The sequence below is a fragment of the Pseudoalteromonas sp. 2CM41L genome (assembly GCF_023161905.1).
Lineage (GTDB): Bacteria > Pseudomonadota > Gammaproteobacteria > Enterobacterales > Alteromonadaceae > Pseudoalteromonas > Pseudoalteromonas atlantica.
The window spans coordinates 1-1,266 of sequence record NZ_JALNTN010000037.1 but is presented as its reverse complement, the minus strand read 5'-3'; the positions used below and the strand labels follow the sequence as shown (position 1 = coordinate 1,266).

At 41.5% G+C, this 1,266-nt stretch carries 1 protein-coding gene; it reads right to left on the bottom strand.

What is annotated here, in order from left to right; translation table 11 throughout:
- Positions 1-8: 8 nt before the first annotated feature.
- Positions 9-1,189 (bottom strand): IS3 family transposase gene (locus tag MTF64_RS19810; protein WP_248452438.1). Its coding sequence is split into 2 segments (ribosomal slippage): positions 9-931 and positions 931-1,189, totalling 1,182 coding nucleotides; the frame shifts between segments, so codons are not numbered across the junction.
- Positions 1,190-1,266: the final 77 nt, after the last annotated feature.

The window sequence follows — 1,266 nt, the reverse complement described above, 5'->3', positions numbered from 1 at the left end:
TGTAGTGGTCAACTAATTTTGGCCACAGTTTTAGAATCTTGGTATCTAACCTCAGATTCATTTGGCGCTAAACCAGCATTATAATGATGTGGCCTAACGTTGTTGTAATATCCGTTGATATAATCACTCACACTATATTTAGCATCTTTAAAGTTTTCGTATCCAACCTTTGGCATCCACTCCGTTTTAAAGCTTCTAAAAAATCGCTCCATTGGCGCATTATCCCAACAATTTCCGCGCCTGCTCATACTTTGTGTAATTTTATAGCGCCATAAACGTTGACGATATTTTAAACTTGTATAATGACTACCTTGGTCTGAATGAAACATCAGTCCTGTCGGTTTTCCTCTACTTTCATACGCGAGTTCAAGTGCTTTTAGCGTTAAATTAGTATCTGGCGACAACGACATGGCCCAACCAACGACTTTACGTGCAAATAAATCAATAACAACGGCTAAATAAGCCCAGCGATTACCTACCCAAATATACGTCACATCACCGCACCACACGGTATCTGGCTCAACAACATCAAACTGCCTATCTAGCAAATTTGGGATTTCAAGATGCTCATTACCACCCCTTTTATATTGATGTTGTGGTACTTGGCAGCTCTCTAGTTTTAGTTTAATCATGAGCTTAGCGGCGCGATAACGGCTTAATTCAAAACCGTTATTCGTTGCAATTGCTGCGATTGTCCGTGCCCCAGCTGAGCCACCGCTCATTGCATGTATTGCTTTAACTTCAGCCTCTAGCCTTACTTGCTCTGGCGTCGGCGTTGTATCCCGTACAGCCCAATATTTATAGCTGCTACGATGCACATTGAACACGTTACACAGCACGCTAATTGGGTAACGCTCTCGTTGATTTAGCTTCTCAATTAACGAGAATTGTTCAGGGAGTCGGACATCAAGAGAGCGGTAGCCTTTTTTAATATATCCTTTTCTAATTCAATGCGTTGGATTTGCTTTTTAAGTTCGCGGATTTCAATTTGTTCGGGCGTCATTGGTGAAGCAGATGGTGTCTGGCCATTCCGCTCTTGCTTTAATTGAGTAACCCACTTACTGACGGTTGATTTACCCACCCCCATCGCTTTGGCTGCTTCTTCTTGAGTATAACTTTGGTCAACTACAAGCTGAGCTGTTTCTAACTTGATTGCCGCAGAATACGTTGCGCGTTTTAATTTCGTCATTTTTTCACCCAAATTTGTATGCTTATTAGCATAACATTTCTTTCTTAATGGGTGGCCAAATTAACTATGCCACTACA